Here is a 14,050-nt window from a genome sequence, read left to right on the forward strand (position 1 = left end):
TCGGTCGCGGACTCGACGGCCTCGCGTTTGACCGCCGCGGGGTCGAGGATGCCGTGCTCGACGGGATCGCCGACCTCGCCGGAGCGACCGCCGCTTATCAGACCGGCCCGCCCCTCGGCGTCGTGCGTCGACCGGAGATCCACGAGGGCGTCGATCGGGTCCATGCCGGTGTTCTCCGCGAGCGTGCGCGGGAGCACGTCGACGGCGTCGGCGAAGGCCTCGATCGCGAGCTGCTTGCGGCCCTCGACGCTCGCGACGCTCGTTCGGATGTGATCGGCGATCGCGACCTCGGTCCCGCCGGCTCCGGGGACGACGCCGCCGGCGTCGAGGGCGGCCGTCACGACGTCGAGGGCGTCCTCTAAGGCGCGTTCGAGCTCGTCGGTGACGTGTTCCGTCCCGCCGCGGGCGAAGACGGTGACCGTCTCGGCGGCGGCGCCGCCCTCGATGAACGCGAGGTCGTCCTCGCCGTAGCTCTCGACGCGAACGGTGTCGGCCTCGCCGAGGTCGCCGTCCTCAAGATCCTCAAGCGTCCCGACCGTCCGCGCACCTGTCGCGCGCGCGATCGAGCGCGCCTCGTCGTCGTCGACGGAATCGAAGGCCAACACGCCGTGTTTCGCGAGATACGAGGCGACGAGATCGTCGACGTCCCCGGTCACGAAGGCGACGTCGACGCCGGCGTCGGCGACCGAGTCGGCGTAATCGCGGAGTTCGGCCTCCTCGGCCTCGATGGCGCTGTTGAGCTGATCGACGTTCGAGATGTCGTACTCGGCGTCGATCTCGGCCTCGCGGACCTCGAGATCGAGATCGAGCACGCCGATCGCGACCTCGGCGACGCTCGTGGGCATGTCCTCGTGGAGCGGCTCCTCCTCGCTGATGACGCCCTGGACGAGTTCGGTCGCGGACGCCCCGGCGCCCGTCTGCGTCCGGATCGAGATCGCGTCGCGGTCGACGCCGGACTCGGATCGGACCTGCCGGATCGCGGCGACGATGGTCTCGGCGAGCGCCTCGGCGTCGATGTCGCCGGTCCCCTTGCCGGTCATCGACGACTCGGCGACCGACGCGAGCACGTCGTCGTCAAGCTCGTCGGTCAGTGTCTGCGATTCGATCGCCTCCACGGCGAGCCGGGAGGCCTCCTGGTAGCCCTCGACGATGGTCGTCGGATGGATGTCGTCGTCGATGAGGTCCTCGGCCTGCGCGAGCAGCTGCCCCGCCAGAACGGAGGCCGTCGTCGTCCCGTCGCCGACCTCCTCCTCTTGGGTCTCGGCGACCTCGACGATCATCTGTGCCGCGGGGTGCTCGATGTCCATCTCCTGGAGGATCGTCGCGCCGTCGTTCGTGATGACGACGTCGCCGGAGTCCGAGACGAGCATCTTGTCCATCCCGCGGGGTCCGAGGGTGGTGCGTACCGACTCGCTCACGGCCTTGCCGGCCGTGATGTTCGACGACTGAGCGTCCTTGCCGCGCGTACGCTCGCTGTCCTCGCTGAGAATGAAAAGCGGCTGTCCGCGCCGCTGGCGCATCTGCTGTGACATGTTCACTGATATGTCGTCAGCGGTTCTATATAAAGTCTTCGCAACAGCCGGAGGACGGGGGGCGTTCACACGGCCGAATTCGGCCGGCTTTTTATCGCCTGTCGTGGACCGTGACCGCCCGGTCGGTGCGGGCCGAGACGCCGCGTGGGTTCCGCCGCGGACTCCGGTCGCTGTAGCGGGCCCGGAGCCCGTCGACGTACCCCTTCGTGCCGCCGATGACGACGTCGCGGCCGTTCCCGAACCAGCTCGAGGGCCTGAGATCACCGCTCACGACGCCTCTGAGGGCCGCGCTCGCGTCCATCGCGGCGTGTCGGACCGTCCTGAGCGGCACCGTCGGGTTGACGCCGTAGTTCTTCGCCAACCGATACGAGAGCGACCGGTAGCGCCTCCGCCAGTCGCGCTCGGTCGACCCGCCGTCGGCGGCGGCCTCCCGCGAGACGCACATCTCCGTCTCCCAGGCGACCTCGTACCCGAGCCCGGCGATCCGGTGGGCGGCGTCGCGGGAGCCCCCGATCTCGAGGTACTCGTCGAACCCGTCGATGGCGTCCACGAGATCGCGGCTCAACGCCACGTTCCCGCCGTCGAAGTACGTAACCTCCCGCCCGCCGATCGTCCTCGTTTCTACGGTGTCCGTCGCAACGCCCGCCCCGAGGCGCTCGTGTGTCGGTCCGGTGGCGGCGTCGGCCTCCGAGAGCGCCCCGGTCACCGCGTCGAGCCACCCGGGCTCGACGGTCATCGTCGGGTCGACGAACGCGACGGCGTCGCCCTCGACGCGCTCGAGCCCGGCGTTGCGGGCGACGTTGACGTTGCGGTCGTCGATCCCCACGAGCACGTCGACGTCCTCGCGCTCTCTGACCATCCCGCTCGTTCCGTCGGTAGAGGGCCCGTTGACGACGACGAGCTCCGAGGGCGCTTCGGCGGCGACCGCGTCGAGACAGCGCCGGAGCTCGTCGCGGTCGTTCAGGGTCGGGACCACTACCGAGATATCCATACCGCTACGTAGCGGGGCCGACGATCAAAAACCCCGTGGCTGCGCGTTCACCCCGGGACCCTGGCGTCCCAGTAGGAGACCGACGCGATCCGATCGCCGACCGCCGTCTCTCCCAGCGACGTGTCGAGCGCCCGAAACGGGCTCGCGACGCGCCTCGAGATCGCCCGATAGAACCCGTAGGGGAGGACGAAATCGTGATCGACGCCCGCGACCTCAAGGCCCGAGCCGACGACGAGCTCCCTCGCCTCCCGGCCCGAGTAGAGCCGCGACCCCATCGGCAGCGCCCAGTTGTACACCGAGCGGGCCGAATACCGGTTGAACGTGTCGAAAAACACCTGCCGCTTCGTCACCCGGCGCATCTCCCGGATGAACCCCTCGGGGTCCGGCGCGAGGTGGAAAAACCGCATCGCGAAGACGGCGTCGAAGTGGTCGTCGGGGAACGGGAGCCGACCGGCGTCGCCCTGCATGAACTCGAGGTCGCCGCCGACGCCGGTCGCGGCGGCCTTCCGTCGGCCCTGTTCGAGCATCGCCTCGGAGATGTCCATCCCGACGATGTCCGCCCCCCGGCCGGCGAGCATCACGGTAAAGCGCCCGGTCCCGCAGGCGACCTCGAGTATCCGCTTGCCCTCAAGCGGTGCCAGCGCGTCGAGTACGGCCTCCTTCTCGCGGCGGTCGATGAACTGCCCGCCGCCGGTGAAGCGCTTGTCGTCGTACGCCTCCGCGACGTCGTTCTCCTGGTACCACTCCTGTCCCTTCACGCTGTCCGACACCACCCTCCGGGGAACCAAAAGGATGCTGGATGCGCCCGACCGCCTGCCGACGCCCCGACCGCTCGGGTCCCCCTTATACACTCCAATGTGTTCGTATTGTTTGATCACACATGTAGCGAAGCTTTACCAACGGGTTCCGAGCACACGCGGTATGAGCACGACGACGGAGGACGGCTCACGCCGGACCGACTCGCCGCTGGCCGACCCGGAGTTCCGCGACACGCTTCGGGAACTCCCGCCGAGCGCGAAACTGGTAGCGCGGGTGCTCGGGGACGCCTCACCGCTCTCGCAGGGGCAACTCGCCGAGGAGTCGCTGCTCCCCGACCGGACGGTTCGGTACGCGCTGAACCGCCTCGAGGAACACGACCTCGTCGACTCGCGGCACTCGTTTCGGGACGCCCGACGGCGCGTCTACTTCCTCGCGCGGTGACCGTTTCCACCGACTCCCGCCGCCCGCCGTCGGGGCCGATCGCCCGGGGCGGTTAGGACCCCGTCTCCCCGAACCCGACGGCCTCGGCGTCGGCACTGGCCCGCTTGGCGGCCGCATCGACATCGAACTCCGCGACGACCTCCCCGTCGCGCACCAGCGGTTCGAGCAGCGCCTCGCCCGCTTTTTGCCCCTCGTCGTCGGCCAACGCGACGTGGTGGCCCCCGTCGGGCGTCCGGTACACCTCCTTTTTGCCGGACAGCTTCCCCCGCTTTGCCGTCGGGGTCCCGTCGACCTCGACGATGTCGAGCGCGAAGTCGACCGGATCGGCGTTCGTGACGTGGCTCCCGACGCCGAAGCCGTCGACGACGTCCGCGAGACGCCGGATCTCCGCCGGCGTGATCCCGCCGCTGACGAGGACATCCACGTCCCCGTGGCCGCGCTCGTTCAGCTTCCACCGCGTCTCGCGGACGATGTGCCGGAGATCCCCCCGGCGCGACCCCGTCGTGTCGAGCCGGACGCTGTCGAAGCCGAGCTCGGCGGCCCGGACGGCCTCGTCGACCTCGTCGTCGTACGTGTCACACAGCGCGATGCGGGGCACGTCCGGTCCGACGGCGTCGTCGAACGCGCGCCAGGCCTCCTCTTGGTTTCCCGCCCCGAAACAGAGCATCAGCGCGTGCGGCATCGTCCCCGACGGCGCCCGGTCCATCAGCTCGCCGGCGGCGACGTGTGAGAACCCGTCGAACCCGCCGATGAGGGCGCTGCGGTCGACCGTCCCCGCGACGGCGGGGTGGACGTGTCGCGCGCCGAAACTCAGAAGCGACGCCTCCGGCGCCGCCCGCCGCGCTCCCAACGCGGCGGTCGCCATCGCCGTCGGGTGTGAGAGGAACCCGAGGAGGGCGGTCTCGAGCCGGCAGAACTCCAGGTACGGCCCTTCGATCCGGAGGACCGGGCCGCCGTCGAAGAGCGTCCCTTCGGGGAGCGCGTCGGCGTCCACGTCGCGGCCCGCAAGCAGCCGGGCGGCGTCCGCCACGCCCGCGAGGAGCTCGAACTCGCCGGTCGGAAACTGGTCGGCGGTCACCTCCGCGACGACCTCCGGGTCCCGCCCGGCGTGCTCTAAGGCCTCCTCCGTCCGGAGAAAGTACGCGTCGGTCGCCCGCCCCTGTTCGATCGCTGCGTCGGGGACGATGTCGAACATACCGGTCCGTATCGCGGCGCGGATAAAAGACTGCGCTTACTCCGCCGTCGGATCGGCCTCGGTGACGGCCTCGAGCAGCGCGTCGGCGTCGGCGTCGACCCCCTGTCGGGCGAAGAACGCGGCGACGTTGTGACAGTCCCGCTCGAGGAGGCTCCGGCTGTTCGGGTGATGGACCGTGACCGCCTGTCCGAGGTCCAGAAAACAGAGCTCCCCGTCGTGGACGACGACGTTGTACTCCGAGAGGTCGCCGTGGACGAGTCCCGACCGGTAGAGCCGACGCATGTACTCTCGGACGACCTCGTAGGTCGTCTCGGGGTTCTCGACGCGGACCTCGTTGAGCCGCTTCGCGCGGTCGTTCTCGGCGCCGAGGTACTCCATCACGAGGACGTTCCGCTCGATCGCGATCGGGTTCGGAACCCGGACGCCGCCCTCGCGTGCGCGCTTGAGGTTCGCGAACTCCTTTTTCGTCCACGCGACGACGACCTTCTTTTTGTCCGATCCGATCCCCTCGAAGCGGGGGTCGCCGTCGAGGTACTCCCGCATGTGCCGGAAGTCGGAGGCGTTGATACGGTAGACCTTCACGGCGACCTCGCCGTCGGGCGCTAACGCGGTGTAGACGTTCGCCTCCTTGCCGGTCGAGATCGCCCCGCCGAAGGCGTCGACGTACCCGTCCTGTACCAGCTTGTACAGCGCGCCAAGGGTGGCGTCGTCGAACACCGACGCCTCGACTTTAAACTGCTCTGTGTTCTTGATCCGCTTTCTGAACTCGAGGAACTCCCGGTCCTGTCTGCGGGCGATCCGGTCGGCCTCCGTGTCCGCGACGTCGATCTCCTCGAACTCGTCGCCGACCGGTTCGCCCTCCTCGATCTCGAGCAGACCGTGTTCCTCGCTCATTCCCTAACGGTAGGCGCCGCCGCCTGAAATCCCCACCGGTCGAGCCACCGCGACGCCCCGGGCGGGGACGCCGACCGCCTGCGGCGTTTCGATCTACCGCTCTTCGATCGGCGTGACGGTCCGATCGGCCGGCCCGGCGTACCGCGAGCGCGGGCGGATGAGGCGGTTGTCGTCGTACTGTTCGAGGACGTGGGCGATCCACCCGCCGACGCGGCTCATCGCGAAGATCGGCGTGTAGATGTCGACCGGGATCCCCATCTGGTAGTACGTCGACGCGGAGTAGAAATCGACGTTCGGCGCGAGCCCCTTCTCGTCGGTGAGGTGCTCCTCGAGGGTCGTCGAGTACTCGTACCACTTCATGTCCCCGGCCTCGCCAAGCGCCTTCGATTGCTCGCTCAGGATCGTCGCCCGCGGGTCCTTGACGCTGTAGACGCGGTGGCCGAACCCGGGCACGCGGCGGCCCTCGTCGATCGCGTCGACGGCCCACTGGAGGGGGTCCTTATCAGAGTCGTCGACCTCCTTGAGCATCTCCATGACGTCCTGGTTGGCCCCGCCGTGGAGGCTCCCCGAGAGCGTCCCGATCGCCGAGGTGACCGCGGCGTGGAGGTCGGCGAGCGTCGAGGACGTGACCCGAGCGGAGAACGTCGAGGCGTTCACCCCGTGGTCGGCGTGCAACACGAGCGCCATGTCGAACGTCTCGGCGAGGACCTCGTCGGGCACCTCGCCGTTGAGCATGTACAGGAAGTTGCTCGCGTGTCCGAGGTCGGTTCGGGGCTCGACCGGGTCCTCGCCGTCCCGAAGCCGGGCGAACGCCGCGAGCGCGGTCGGGATCTTCGCCGTGATCCGGCGTCCCTTCCGGACGTTCGCGTCGACGTCGGTCGGATCGGCGTCCGCGTCCGGATCGTACGCCGAAAGCGTCGAGACGATCGTCCGGAGCGCCGCCATCGGGTTCTCGTCGGCCGCCGCGAGGTCCTCGATGAGGCGGTAGACCCCCTCATCGAGCTGTCGCTCCTCGGCCATGGCCTCCTCGAACGCCGACAGCTCCTCGGCGGTCGGCAACTCGCCGTGCCACAGCAGGTACACGACCTCCTCGAAACTCGCGTTCCGCGCCAGGTCGTCTATGCTGTACCCGCAATAGACGAGTCGTCCATCGTCGCCGCCGATGTAACTCAGCGACGATTCGGCGACGAGAACGCCCTCCAACCCTTTTTTGAGTTCCTCGGACATGTACGGAGGATTCCTATGCCCGGGAGAAAAGGGTTATTATTTGTGAAAAACGCCGCGTCCGAACCGCGAACGCCCGGGTTCGTCCGCTGCGGAAAACGCAGCGGGTATCAGTAGGCATAATAGCGCAGACCGATGGAGTACCGGTAATGACCACTCTCGGCACCGCGAGCGCGTCCCCCGGCGAGATGGACACGGGGCGGCTCCGGGTCGGCGAAGCGAGAGACGGCTCGGAGGTCGGGCTCCCGGTCGCGGTCGTCAACGGCCGACGCGACGGCAAGACGCTGTACGTCCAGGCCGTCTCCGACGGGGACGAACTCAACGGGCTCGGCGTCGTCCAGCGGCTCGTCCCCCAACTCGACCCCGAGGAACTTTCCGGTGAGATCCTCGTCGTCGGTGTCGTGAACCTCTATGGCTTCCGAAGCGCCGAACACCGCAACCCGATCGACGACACGAAGCTCAACCGGACCTACCCGGGCAACGATTCGGGGACGGCCTCGGAGCGCATCGCCGCGGCGACGTTCGAGGCGGTGGGTCGGTCGGACCTCGTGTTGGACCTCCATCAGGGCTCGACGTCGTGTATGATAAACGAGACCCGCGTTCGGTGCGGGTCGCGCCACCGGCTCCACCGCGACTGTCTCGAACTCGCGAAGGTGTTCGGCTGCGGGTACATCCTCGACCGGAAGGGTCCCGACGGGCAACTCGCCCGCGCCGCCCCGGACGAGGGGATCCCGGCGATCGACCCCGAACTCGGGGGCTCCGTCGGCTGGGACGAGGCGTCGATCCGGAAGGGCCTCAAGGGCGTGTTCAACGTCCTCTACCGGTACGGCTTCCTCGATGGGGGCATCACCACCGAACCCCAGACCCGCGCGACCGGGTTCAGACAGTACGGCTCGCCGACCGGCGGCCTCGTGAAATTCGACGTCGAACTCGGCGAGGACGTCAGCCGCGGCGAGACGCTGTTCGAGATCACGGACCCGTTCGGAACCGTCAAACAGCAGGTGACGGCCGACTCGAGCGGGATCCTCTGGCGACACCGCCGGCTCCCACAGGTCGCCACCGGCGAGTACGTCTGTTCGGTCGGCACCGACCTCGACGAGTACTGAGCCCCGTTATTTATGTCCGATACCGCGCCCAGACCCGGCGTGTCCTGACCCTCTGTCGGCGACGACCGAGGCGGTTGTGCGGACCGTCGTCGCCGATCGCCGCGGCCCGCCTGTTCGCCCGCCCGAACTGACAAGACCGACCGCCGGTAACGCACACGCATGTCACTGCGCTGCCCGGCGTGTGCGGACACGTACGAAGACCGGTGGCGGTGTCGCTGCGGCGAGCCGCTCCGCTTTGCCGACCGCCCGCGCCCGTCGGCGACCGCGCCGGCCGCCGCCGACATCGACCCCGCCGAGGGGCTGTGGGCGTTCTCCGAGTTCCTCCCGATCGAGCGCCGCGTCTCGCTCGGCGAGGGCTACACGCCGCTCGTCGACGCGTCGGCGTGGGACGCGTCGTTCAAACTCGAGTACGTCTTTCCGACGGGATCGTTCAAAGACCGGGGCGCTACGACCACGCTCTCTCGGGCGGTCTCTCTCGGCGTCGATCGCGTCATAGAGGACTCCTCCGGCAACGCCGGCGTCGCCATCGCGACGTACGCCGCCCGCGCCGGGATCCCGGCCGAGATCTACGTCCCGAGGGACGCGAAGGAGTCCAAACTCTGTGCGATCCGCCGTGCCGGCGCGGATACGGTCCGAATCGACGGACCCAGGGAGACCGTGACCGAGGCCTGTCTCGACAGCGTCCGACGCGGCGAGGGGTGGTACGCGAGCCACGCCTGGAACCCGGCGTTCGTCTGCGGCACGGCGACGATGGCCTACGAGATCGCCGCACAGCGGGGCTGGTCAGCCCCCGACGCCCTCGTCGTCCCGCTCGGACACGGGACGATGTTCCTCGGGGCCTATCGGGGGTTCGAGCGGCTCCTCGAGATCGGCTGGATCGATCGGCTACCGAGGCTACTCGGCGCGCAGGCGGCCGGATACGCGCCCATCGCCGACGCGCTCGACCGCGACGCGGCGGCGTCGGCACACAACGCCGCGGCCGACGGGATCCGGATCCGCGAACCGGTGCAGCGCTCGGCGATACTGGCGGCCATCGAGGCGTCGAACGGGGACGCCATCGCGGTCACCGAGTCCGAGACGCTCTCGGAGCTGGATCGGCTCCACGACGCGGGGTTTTACACGGAGCCGACGTGCGCCGTTGCCCCCGCCGCGCTCCGGACGTACCGGGAGCGCGGCGTCATCGATCCCGACGACGACGTCGTCGTGGCTCTCTCGGGAAGCGGCCTGAAGCAGTAACCCGCCGCACCGGGGCCGTCTCAGCGCTCGCAGTGCGTCTCCGCGTCGAACCCGCCCCTGACGAGCGGTTTCGCGATGTGTCGTCGCGCCCGCGGGGGCACCTCATACCACCCCGCCTCGAGGTCCCGTTCGATCCGCCGTTCGCGTCTCCCGTCGGCGGCGGTCCCGCAGTCGCGACACCGGTACCCCTGGTCCCGCCCGGCCGACTCCATCGTTCGCTTGCAGTCCGGGCAGACCGGCGTCAGCCGCTCTACCCGGACGAGATCGCGGACGGCGAGCTTTTCGAGCTTCAGCGTCCCGTCGGTGACCTCGCCGCAGACCACGAGCTCGTCCCCGACGCGGAGCCGCCGGACCACGTCCCGGAACCGCTTTGTCGGCTCGAACGCGACGCACTCGATCGCCGCTCCGTCGTCGCTGAGCCCGAAGAACACGTGGCCGCCGCGTCGCGTCTCCGGGGCCGAGGCGACCGTCCCGCCGACCCGGTAGGCGTACCCATCGCGAGCGCCGGCCGCCGTTCCGCGCCGGAGATGCCCGTCCGTCCCCTGGTTCGTGACGAACGTCCGCGATCGATCGATCGGCTCGCTCTCGATCCGATCCGCGACGCCCTCGCAGGCCTCCGCCTCGTCGCCCCGGATCCCGTAGAGCACCGGTCCCGGCGTCCGCGGCACGCAGACGACCTCGCCGGCACCGCGATCGACGGTGTCCCAGACCTCCGGATAGAACGCCTCCGCGGCCTCGAACACGCTCTCGGCGTCCACGGCTCGGTCCGTTCCCCAGCGCCGCCGCTCGCGGTAGGCGATGCGCTCGTACGTCCACTCCTCGAGCGCCCGCCACGCGCCGACCGCCGCGAGCGCACCGATCACGCCCCGACCGTTCTTCCACCCGCGGGCGCGGTAGCCGCTTCGCTCGACGAGTTCGGTCGCCCGCCGTCGGCGGTGGCGGTCCCGAACGGCCCCGCGGGCGAACGACGCGACCGCGTCCGTCACGGATTCGGGCCGACCGGGCGCGACAACGAGGCCGGGGTTGGTCCGGTCGTCGCCCGTCTCGGCCAACGCGTCGATCACCGATTCCGCGGTGCTAAACGCGGGCTCCGCCGCGGCGTCGGTGTGGATACCGACCGCGGCGTTCCCCCGGGTCTTGTGCTCGATGGCCGGGTTACACCGGACGAGCAGCACCCGCTCGACCGTCCGCCCGCGCGCCTCAAGCCGCCGGGCCACGGCGTCGCCGACGTACGTCGTGCACATACCTCGCTCGCGCGAGTCCGTGTCGTCGATCCCGATGACGGTCACTTCTGCGGCTACGACGCGCCCGAGTAACGGCGTTTCGGTCCGTCCCCGCCGGGCGCGGCCGTTTTCGATCCGAACCGACCGACAGCGGGGAAACGTATTTAAATGGGAAAACATCTATATACCACTATGTCACGATCCGCACTGGTCGGCAATATCACCGCGATGCTCGAAGACGCCGGGTTCACGGTGAGCGATCGGTGTGCGATCCGGCCGAAGAGCTTCGACATCGCGGCGCGCCGGGGGTCGGACGTGCTGCTGTTGAAGGTGCTCGCGAACATCGACGCGTTCGACGGCCACACCGGACGGGAGATGCGCCGTCTCGGCGAGTACCTCGATGCGACCCCGCTCGTCATCGGCCTCCGGACCCGCGACGAGGAACTCGACCCCGGCGTCATCTACTTCCGACACGGCGTTCCGGTGTTCTCGCCGGACACGGCGATGGACCTGTTCATCGAGGAGGTGCCGCCGCTCATCTACGCCGCCCCGGGCGGGCTGTACGTCAACATCGACGGCGATCTGCTCTCGGACGTCCGCTCGGAGAAGGACATGTCCCTCGGGAAACTGGCGAACGAGCTGGGCGTCTCGCGCCGGACCGTCTCGAAGTACGAGGACGGGATGAACGCCAGCGTCGAGGTCGCCGCCGAACTCGAGGACATCTTCGACAGGCCGCTCGCCAGTCCCGTCGAGGTCCTCGACGGTGCCGAGGCGGTCCGCGACGGGGTCGACGACCCCGAGGAGATACAGGCCGACCCCGACGACGCCCGGATCGTCACGGTGCTGACGCGGGTCGGGTTCGAGGTGCACCCGACGCTCCGCGCGCCGTTTACGGCCGTCAGCGAGGACGAGTCCCGCGAGCGCAGGATGCTCACCGGGCACTCGGAGTTCACCCGGACGGCCGAAAAGCGCGCCCGGATCATGTCCTCGGTCGGGCGCGTCACGCGGACCCGTTCCGTGTACGTCGTCGACCGGGCGGGGCGCGAATCCGTCGACGGGACGGCTCTCATCGAGCGCGAGGAGTTCGACCGGATCGACGACCCCGAGGAGCTCGAGAACATCATCCGGGACCGCGGCGAAGTCGAGGCCTGACCCGACGTCCGCTTCCGAAAGCGCCCGATGGCGTCCGTTTTGTGCCATTCTACCATCCGACAGCCGCGCCCGCGCCCCGAGTGTTGTCGCCCGTCGCGGCTCTCGTTTATCGGACACGACACCGAGACCGACGTCGACCGTCGGCTCGCCCGACGGGGTGGATTTGGTATCGCGGTATGGAGTTTATAGATGCCGCAAGCGGCGCTCGGTGCGCTCCGCCCGCCGACGACAACCGCGTCACTCGAGTAATCAAAAAGACGCTCGGCGTGAATTTAGGGGGGATACACAACCGGCGACGCCGTACGCGCACACATGAGCGAGGGAGACGGACCCCACGACGTCCTCCTGGCCGTCGACGAGCGCGGCACGCTCACCGGACGAAACCGGGAGACGGCCGACTCCCTCCGGGGCGACGGGGAGGGCGAGACGGACCGATCCGACGGAACGACGCTCATCGCGCCGGAGGATCGCGAAACCTTCGCCTCGGCCGTCGACCAGGCGCGCGAGACAGGGGTCGCCGGCCCGTTCGAAATCACGCTCACGACGGCCGAATCCCCCGTCGTCCGCGAGGTGATCGCGCGCCGTCTGGACACGCCTGAGGGGGACGTCGTCCGGGTCACCCTCGCCGACGGCGACTGTGAGCACTCGCCGCCGAACCGCGACGCCGAGCCCGCCCCGTTCGTGAGCGCGCTCGTCCACGATTTGCGAAGCCCGCTGAGCACGATCGAGGGGCGACTCGAGTTGGCGCGGGAGACGGGCGACATGACGCATCTCGATCCGATCGGCGGGGAACTCGATCGGATCCGCCGCCTCATCGACGACGTGCTCGCGCTCGCCCGCGGCGGCGAACGGTCCGACGGAACGCACGAGGTGTCGCTCGCCGGTCTCGTCCGCGACGACGCCTGGACGGAGTTCAACGGCGGGAGCGCGTCGCTGGAGACGGGCGACCTCCCGACCGTCACGGGCGATTACGACAGCCTCCGTCGCCTCTTCGAGAACCTCTTTCGGAACGCCGTGGAGTACGGCGGCGAGGGCGTCCGGATCACGGTCGGCCCTCTCGAGGACGGCGCGGGCTTTTTCGTCGCCGACGACGGCCCCGGCATCCCGCGATCGGAGCGCGAGCGCGTCTTCGAGCGGGGTTACTCCGGCGGGAGCGGCACCGGTCTCGGCCTCGCGATCGTCCAGCAGGCCGCGCGCGAACACGGCTGGGGCGTCGCGGTCACCGACGGCGAGGATGGCGGCGCTCGCTTCGAGTTTCGCTTCGGGTGACCGCGCCGGTTTCGCCGCCCGCCGCTTTTCAGAACCCCCGGCACGCGAGAGTCACTCCGTCCGCGGGTCGTGGCTCCGAACGAGCCCCTGTGAGAGGAGCCGGCGCGCGATCACGATGAGTCCGTTCCGGAACCCCCCGCCGAAGACGGCCTGTTCTTCCCGCGTGCCGGGGACGATCGTGCTGACGAGGATCGCCGACCGATCGACGAGGAGCAGTCGCCCAATGACGAGGTCCTCGTCGGCGTTCTCCGCCGCGCGCAGCCAACCGAGCCCCGACAGGAACGTCGTCGCAACCGGCACGGCGTCGTGGATCCGCTCCTCGAGTTCCTCCGTGACCGCACCGATGAGCAGGTCGACGCCCTCGTCGAGCCCGTTGAGGCGCTCGATCAGCTCCTCGGTCAACAGCGTCTCGTCGCCGAGGACCAACACCACCTCCTCGGCGGCGTCCCCGACGAGCGTGTTCGAGCGGCTCGCAATGGCCTCCGTCCCCGACATGCTCCACACCTCCTGGCTGATCTCCTCCGCGTCGGGATCGATCGTCTCGGCGTTCGAAAGCGCCGTTTCGAGGCGTTCGACGCGGGTCTCGTAGCGCTCCCGGAGCGTTTCCGCCGCCTCCTCGAGGGGCACGGCCCGAAACCGCTGTGGGCTCGAGTGTTGGATCTCGACGAGCCCCTGGGCCTCGAGGACGCGGATCGCGTCGTACACCCGCGTCCGGGGCACGTCGGCGGTCTCGCTGAGCTGTTTGGCCGTGCCCGTAGAGAGCTGCGAGAGCCCGACGAAGCACCTGGCTTCGTACTCCTTGAGACCGAGCTGCTGGAGCACCTCGACCGCTTCGTTCGATGCGTTGTCCGTACTCATGTGTCCCAACTCACGACCCGGGCGGACCCGGGAATCCCCGAAATATTGTTCCGCCGCTCAGATAGGTGTTTTCACTGTGAAATGAAAACCGGCGGGACGGCGCCCCCGTTTCGGTCTGGGGGCCGTGCGTCCGGCGGTGCCGACGTACCGGCGGTACGAGCGGTATGAAG

General features: G+C 69.3%; 13 protein-coding genes. 5 read left to right on the forward strand and 8 right to left on the reverse strand.

The window, feature by feature from the left end; genetic code table 11:
• The 3 genes from thsA to Q0916_RS02870 form a co-directional block, all read right to left on the reverse strand.
• The coding region (gene thsA / locus Q0916_RS02860) for a thermosome subunit alpha (RefSeq protein ID WP_299234113.1) at positions 1-1,532 on the reverse strand (1,532 nt) is incomplete at its 3' end.
• A 91-nt stretch (positions 1,533-1,623) separates the two neighbouring features.
• Positions 1,624-2,523: a glycosyltransferase family 2 protein gene (locus Q0916_RS02865; protein WP_299234115.1), complete on the reverse strand. Its 900-nt coding sequence runs from the start codon at positions 2,521-2,523 to the stop codon at positions 1,624-1,626.
• A 47-nt stretch (positions 2,524-2,570) separates the two neighbouring features.
• On the reverse strand, positions 2,571-3,281 hold the full coding sequence (locus Q0916_RS02870; protein ID WP_299234253.1) for a class I SAM-dependent methyltransferase: 711 nt from the start codon (positions 3,279-3,281) through the stop codon (positions 2,571-2,573).
• Positions 3,282-3,444: 163 nt separating this feature from the next.
• On the opposite strand from Q0916_RS02870, the gene Q0916_RS02875 reads away from it, so the two are divergent.
• Entirely contained in the window at positions 3,445-3,723 is a 279-nt protein-coding gene (locus Q0916_RS02875; protein ID WP_299234117.1) for a MarR family transcriptional regulator, read from the forward strand.
• Positions 3,724-3,775: 52 nt separating this feature from the next.
• Here the strand turns inward: Q0916_RS02875 and Q0916_RS02880 are convergent, their stop codons facing one another.
• The 3 genes from Q0916_RS02880 to citZ form a co-directional block, all read right to left on the reverse strand.
• A complete protein-coding gene (locus Q0916_RS02880) occupies positions 3,776-4,918 on the reverse strand; it encodes a nicotinate phosphoribosyltransferase (RefSeq protein ID WP_299234120.1) in 1,143 nt (380 codons plus the stop codon).
• Positions 4,919-4,954: 36 nt separating this feature from the next.
• Positions 4,955-5,812, reverse strand: a complete 858-nt coding sequence (rio1, locus tag Q0916_RS02885; protein ID WP_299234123.1) for a serine/threonine-protein kinase Rio1 — start codon at positions 5,810-5,812, stop codon at positions 4,955-4,957.
• 93 nt (positions 5,813-5,905) lie between these two features.
• The gene (gene citZ, locus Q0916_RS02890) at positions 5,906-7,039 is read right to left on the reverse strand and encodes a citrate synthase (protein ID WP_299234126.1); all 1,134 of its coding nucleotides are present in this window, start codon (positions 7,037-7,039) and stop codon (positions 5,906-5,908) included.
• A 146-nt stretch (positions 7,040-7,185) separates the two neighbouring features.
• Here citZ and Q0916_RS02895 point away from each other — a divergent pair, with 146 nt between their 5' ends.
• Entirely contained in the window at positions 7,186-8,142 is a 957-nt protein-coding gene (locus tag Q0916_RS02895) for a succinylglutamate desuccinylase/aspartoacylase family protein (protein ID WP_299234129.1), read from the forward strand.
• A gap of 159 nt (positions 8,143-8,301) precedes the next feature.
• A complete protein-coding gene (locus Q0916_RS02900; protein WP_299234133.1) occupies positions 8,302-9,378 on the forward strand; it encodes a threonine synthase in 1,077 nt (358 codons plus the stop codon).
• Positions 9,379-9,398: 20 nt separating this feature from the next.
• On the opposite strand, the gene Q0916_RS02905 is transcribed toward Q0916_RS02900, so the two are convergent.
• Positions 9,399-10,667, reverse strand: coding sequence for a tRNA(Ile)(2)-agmatinylcytidine synthase (locus tag Q0916_RS02905; RefSeq protein WP_299234136.1), 1,269 nt, complete (start codon positions 10,665-10,667; stop codon positions 9,399-9,401).
• Positions 10,668-10,793: 126 nt separating this feature from the next.
• Between Q0916_RS02905 and Q0916_RS02910 the strand changes: the two genes are divergently transcribed.
• Positions 10,794-11,753 carry a transcriptional regulator gene (locus Q0916_RS02910; protein WP_299234137.1) on the forward strand — a complete coding sequence of 320 codons (960 nt, stop codon included), beginning with the start codon at positions 10,794-10,796 and terminating at the stop codon, positions 11,751-11,753.
• Positions 11,754-12,065: 312 nt separating this feature from the next.
• Complete coding sequence (locus Q0916_RS02915; protein ID WP_299234139.1) at positions 12,066-13,022, forward strand: sensor histidine kinase; 957 nt, start codon at positions 12,066-12,068, stop codon at positions 13,020-13,022.
• 51 nt (positions 13,023-13,073) lie between these two features.
• Here the strand turns inward: Q0916_RS02915 and Q0916_RS02920 are convergent, their stop codons facing one another.
• A complete protein-coding gene (locus Q0916_RS02920; RefSeq protein WP_299234141.1) occupies positions 13,074-13,880 on the reverse strand; it encodes a TrmB family transcriptional regulator in 807 nt (268 codons plus the stop codon).
• Between the last annotated feature and the right edge of the window lie 170 nt (positions 13,881-14,050).

The organism is Natronomonas sp. (assembly GCF_028274965.1).
In the GTDB taxonomy this organism is placed as follows: Archaea; Halobacteriota; Halobacteria; order Halobacteriales; family Haloarculaceae; genus Natronomonas.